The 5,339-nt window shown below is 31.4% G+C and carries 5 protein-coding genes; all 5 read left to right on the top strand.

Annotated features, from left to right (window positions below; genetic code table 11):
- On the top strand, positions 1–1,526 hold a 1,526-nt coding region (locus ACN4EE_RS21930; protein ID WP_431708645.1), incomplete at its 5' end, for an Hsp70 family protein.
- Between the two features lie 163 nt (positions 1,527–1,689).
- Positions 1,690–1,857, top strand: a complete 168-nt coding sequence (locus tag ACN4EE_RS21925) for a hypothetical protein (protein WP_431708644.1) — start codon at positions 1,690–1,692, stop codon at positions 1,855–1,857.
- A 99-nt stretch (positions 1,858–1,956) separates the two neighbouring features.
- Positions 1,957–2,457 carry a LysM peptidoglycan-binding domain-containing protein gene (locus ACN4EE_RS21920; protein ID WP_431708643.1) on the top strand — a complete coding sequence of 167 codons (501 nt, stop codon included), beginning with the start codon at positions 1,957–1,959 and terminating at the stop codon, positions 2,455–2,457.
- A gap of 35 nt (positions 2,458–2,492) precedes the next feature.
- Positions 2,493–4,949 carry a peptidase M, neutral zinc metallopeptidase, zinc-binding site gene (locus ACN4EE_RS21915; protein WP_431708642.1) on the top strand — a complete coding sequence of 819 codons (2,457 nt, stop codon included), beginning with the start codon at positions 2,493–2,495 and terminating at the stop codon, positions 4,947–4,949.
- A gap of 15 nt (positions 4,950–4,964) precedes the next feature.
- Positions 4,965–5,339, top strand: a 375-nt coding sequence (locus tag ACN4EE_RS21910) for an Hsp70 family protein (protein WP_431708641.1), incomplete at its 3' end; no start/stop codon positions are given.

Raw genomic sequence — 5,339 nt, 5'->3', positions numbered from 1 at the left:
GGGATTTGTGGTTAGGAGGTGATGACATTGATGATAAATTAGCAGAGTTAGTTAAGCAAAAAGTTGCAAAAGAGGAAAATTTAGACAGTATTGATAGCTTAATCGATAATATGCCCTATTATCAGCGAGTGCGATTTAAAGCTGAGTTAAAAATGGAATCAGAGAGAGCAAAAATTGATTTGAGTAGTAAAACCGAAGCAAAAATTAATCTTCCAACACCATTAATTGATGAGTTTGGTATGGCAATTACTGTTAATGTCACCATAACTAGAAGTGAGTTTGAAGCGATTATATTGCCCTTAATTAAGCGTACTATTGAAATTTGTCGGGATGCCATCAAATATTCTGACGAGTCTGATATTCAAATTGATGTTATTTTGTTAGTGGGTGGTTCAAGTCAGATACCATTAGTACAAGAGGAAGTCAAAAAGGCTTTTGGTAGTGGTAACGTAGTGTTACATCCAAGCCCTATGTATGGAGTGGCGGAAGGTGCAGGTATTGTGTCGGCAGGAGTGACAGAAATTACTGGCACGGTATCCCGTGATTATTGTATCGAATTAGTGGACGAGCCTCCTTTTGACTTAATTAAGCGAGGAGATATATTACCTATTCTAAAAAGTCATACCTTTAAAACGGAAGCAGATGGGCAGGAATTAATTCATTTTAAGTTTTTTAGCCCAGATAAAGTAAGAGAAGGGATTGATTCGATCAAAAATGATGAGCGTATTGGAGATATGTGGTTAGCTTTAGATAAACCATACCCCAAAGGCACGGAGGTAAATGTAACAGTGGAGTTAGATGAGCAAAATTCGGCTTTAACCATGACTGCCAATCTGAAAAATAATCCTTCTATTCGGGTTAGTGGTAGTTTTTCTCGTGGTAAGAAAGACGAACAAATTAATCAAAAAGTAGAAGGATTAATCACACAACTCAATGAAAATGGTACTTTAACAGAGTATGGTGTGGAATATGTTAATGAATTAGCAGGGGAAATTGTCAGGGCATCTAATCAAATTGGCGCAACTACTGGGCAATTACAGGGCGATCGTATTTTAGTAGCTGAAGAAAAACTCAAAGACTTACAGAAATTAGCATCCCAAGACTATACTTCGGTAGAGCAATATTTAGGAGACTTTGAATTTCTTCTCGAATATTGTAGTAACTATCTTCATGAAGATCAAGTTACTCGTTTAAAAATGTTAGTAAGTCGCATGACACAAGCTATTAACAAGAGCGATTTTTCTGCTATGGGAAAATTAGCGGAAGAAGGTAAACAAGAATATGATAATCTCCCAGATTTTGTACGAAGCATTGATTTAATTGCTTACGGAGTGAGAAGGGCAAATCGTATTGCACCTGCCCACGGTAAGGTATTAGACAACAAATTTATGAATCTTTTAGAAGCCTTAAAACGAGGGGATTCAGCTAGTATCGATCGAATTTTACCAGATTTATGGCAAGAAGTACGAGAGTATATCGATAAGGATTTACCTACTGGCACAGTTGCCACTGGCTTAACCCGTTAACCAACGATAAAAATGTTGGGTTGCACGTTGTTTAACCCAACTTACTATTTATTAAACACTGTAGGGCGATGCACACCCCACCAAAACTGATTGTCATTGCGAGGCACGAAGCAATCTCTTACCAAATACATTGTTATTTTAAACAAAAATTGGAACAAAAATTATGGATTTAGACAAAAAAGAAAACCCTGAAAAAACTGATAATTCAGAAAAAGAAACAAAAAAACGTTATAACTTTGGCTTTTTTGGTTGTCTGATAGATATTTGTTGTCAAATAGTTGGAGGTATTTTAAATTTTATTGGTAATTTATCTCAATTTTTTGGAGCTTAAATTAGTAGTATTTATTCACAATATTAGTTATCTGGTGGGGTGTGCATCGCCCTACACAATCAAAAATATCCCGACAAAATAAAAAATAAAGGAGTTTTTATGACAGAAAAATTAACCTGCCCTGTGTGCGATCGAACTGAAATTGAAACAAATATTTGTCCTAATTGTGAGGCAGATTTATCAACAATTCGGATGTTAAAACAGTTGCCAATTTTAGAAAATAAATCTAGTAATAAAAAATGGCTTATTTCTTTATTATTAATTTTATTATTTATTGGTATTTTAGTGGGCAGTTATAGCGGTTATTTAATTGCTAAAAACAACTATTCTGCTAGTTTAGAAGCCCTGCAAAAACAAGCAAATCAAGAGGTTAGTAATGTTGATAATGTAGAAGAAACAAAACCAAAATTAAACTGGTGTGGTGGTTTTAATTATCGGATTAAATCAGGAGATTCTCTTTATATGTTAGCGTTACGTTTTTATGGAGACGGCACGGCATGGCATTTAATTACGGAAGCAAATCCGAATATCACTTCACCCCAAAATTTAGAAATTGGGCAAATAATCTTAATTCCTAATTTGACAGAATTTTGTCAATAATTTTTTAGATTAGTTTATTTTAAGAGGTACAAAAAATGAGTATATTTGATGTATTCGATAAAACGAAAACAATTTTTGAAAATAGTGAAATTAGTCAAACAAAATTTATTAAGGCTAAAAATAAAGCTCAACTAAAGAAACTAAAAGAAGCTATCAAAATAGCAGAAGAAATTAAAAATTTGTGGAAAAAGAATCCTTCATGGCGTGAACAATTAGTGAGAGATTTTACCATAAAAAATTTGTTAGCTGAAGTTGATAAGCAATTAAAAACATGGAAAATGCAGTTACAAAGAGCGGAATATTTAGCTAGTCAAGGAAAAGCAGTTATGGAATTAGATAAAAACGATCCTTTTGACTGTACAATTATTACTCAAGCTCTTGATTTTTTTACTAAGTCTAATCAACTTTGTTATGAAACTGAATATGTAGTTAAAGAGCAAATTTTAAAAGATAAAATTGATAGTAGAAATAGATTTCAGTCTCTTTATAATGAAGGAAAAAATCAAAAAGAAAAAGGATATTATCAGCAAGGTTTATCTTATTTTTTACAAGCAGAAAAAATTTATAAATCTGTAACTTTAAGTGCAGAGATAAGGGAATGTGAAAATTTCATGAAACTGCAAAAAGAATATGATAAAACTCTCATTGACGTAAAAAGTTTAGCTCAACAGGGAGAGTTTATTAAAGCTCAAAATCAATTACAGTTAATGTTGACAAAATTTAGCCGTAAAGATGGAGAAGAATTAAAGCAAAAATTAGACAGTATTATTAATGCCAAAAGTGAGTATCGACAAGGGCTATTAGCAGAAAAAATTGATAACTTGAGTCTAGCCAAAAAACAATATCAATTGGCATTATCACATCTACCTAGTTTAGACTCTGCTAATTATCGTTTAGCTATCATTTATATCAAACAAAATAACTATTCTTCAGCCTTATCTTGTTTAGAAAAATTGACAGGAGAAAATGTTAATTATTTACGAGGATTTTGTTATCTACAAAAAAATGATTGGGAAAAAGTAATCAAAGAATGGAGACAAATTCATCATCCTTTAGTCAATCAACAAAAAGAAGATTTAAAAACTTTGATTCAAAGAAATCGTTTACAAATTATTCAGCATATTGAAAATTTAGTTAGGGAAGAAAAGTATGAAGAAGCCAAAAATTCTTGTGAAAATTTTATGCAAAAGTATGGTTATCATGCCAATATTGATGCTAATTTAAACAGACATATTCAACCAGCTTTACAACGTCAATTATGGCAGTCTTTGGATTTAAGAAAAATTATTAATCAACTAGAAAAAGAATTTAAACAGAATCCAACAATTACTAATTTACATAATATCTCGATCGCACTTTACTATCAAGCTCAAATAGATGAGAATTATCTGGAAAAATGGATAGCAGTATGGGCGACTGGATTAGTAAATATTCAACAAAATCCGATTTTACAAAATATAGCTTGGTTAGGAAGTAATCAAATTGACTATGAAAAAACGAAACAGGAGTTAATCAAAATCGTAGAAAATGCCATTGATAAATATAAAGACAGTAACTTAAATAAATATTATCAATTAAGGGATATTTTCCGTAGAGAAATGTTAGCTATAGAGTTAATGGGAAATCCTCCTAATACTGGAGTTAAAATTCAAGAAATATTCATCACTCCTGCTTTTTATCAACAGCATAAATCCCAACTGAAAAATATTACCTTAACTAAAAATAACTTAGGAATGTTATTTACAGATTGGGGTTTAGCAGTGTCAGCGTGTTTAAAAAATGACGTAAAAAGAGGCATAAAAATTAAACCAAATTTAACCCCATCTTCTGACTTAGAAAAATTAGCTTATAGTCTAATTAACTATTATGAAGGTTGTTATCATTTACAAAATAACTCATGGAAAAAAGCAAAAACTTGCTTACAAAAAGCCCAAATTGAAATTAAAAAGAATCAAGATTGGATTCAAGAAATTAACCGATTATGTGAAAAACAAAGAGAAAAAATTGAAGACTTTAATGAACATTTACAATTTGCTCAATTTTGGTATAATTTATTAAAATCTAGTCCATCTGCTAGTTATTTAGCTGAGTATAAAGCAAGAGATATTTCTCAACAAATAGGGGATGAAAAAATCACTCTGTCTCAAGCAATGAATAAACTAAAAGAAGTCAAAAAAATTGATTATAATAATGCTTTAGTGATTGATTTAATGAGCAGAATAGAATATGATTTAGAGGCTGAAGAAATTTCTAATTTAATGAAGCAAGATAGGTTTGAAGAAGTGGTAAGAAAATTAAAATATTCGTCTAATGACGAACTTAAATATAGAGTAGCATCTATGTTTATTGAAGCGGTAATTAAAGGGATAAATAACAGTTATTTAACGTATCAAGATAAACAAGCCTTAAGAGATATTGCTTCTTGGGCGTATCAAATTTGTCCTTATGAATCAGATTTTTTGCCCATTTATCATGCTATTGGAATTATTTAATGAGGAGGTTTAATTATGGGAAATATTGTTGGTATTCATTTTGGTTTAAATAACTGTATAGCGGCGTTTAAATTTGCAGAAACTCAAGTGGTGGAAGGAAAAGACGGCGCATTAGTTCGATCTGTGGTTGCCTTTCGTGATAATAATTTTATCGTAGGTAACGAAGCCTATAATGGATTATTACAAGAACCTGAAAATGTGATCATTGGTATCAGAAATTTATTAGGGCGTGGTTTTGGGGATGAAGTAGTGCAACAACAGCTAAAAAACTTTGGTTATAAAATCACCCAATCTAGTCAAGGTACAGAAAATAGTATCTCGGTATGGTTAGGAGGAAAAGAATATCAACCCGAAGACATTAGCGCAGAGATTTTAAAACAAGTAGTAAAA

This window comes from Geminocystis sp. CENA526, from assembly GCF_050753365.1.
Taxonomy (GTDB): Bacteria; Cyanobacteriota; Cyanobacteriia; order Cyanobacteriales; family Cyanobacteriaceae; genus Geminocystis.
The sequence above is the reverse complement of the archived record's forward strand: the minus strand, read 5'-3'. Positions and strand labels throughout refer to the sequence as shown.

What these genes read in the sequence shown, in the direction of transcription:
- ACN4EE_RS21925 (WP_431708644.1), top strand. Translation starts at nt 1,690, where the DNA reads ATGGATTTAGACAAAAAAGAAAACCCTGAAAAAACTGATAATTCAGAA.
- ACN4EE_RS21920 (WP_431708643.1), top strand. Translation starts at nt 1,957, where the DNA reads ATGACAGAAAAATTAACCTGCCCTGTGTGCGATCGAACTGAAATTGAA.
- ACN4EE_RS21915 (WP_431708642.1), top strand. Translation starts at nt 2,493, where the DNA reads ATGAGTATATTTGATGTATTCGATAAAACGAAAACAATTTTTGAAAAT.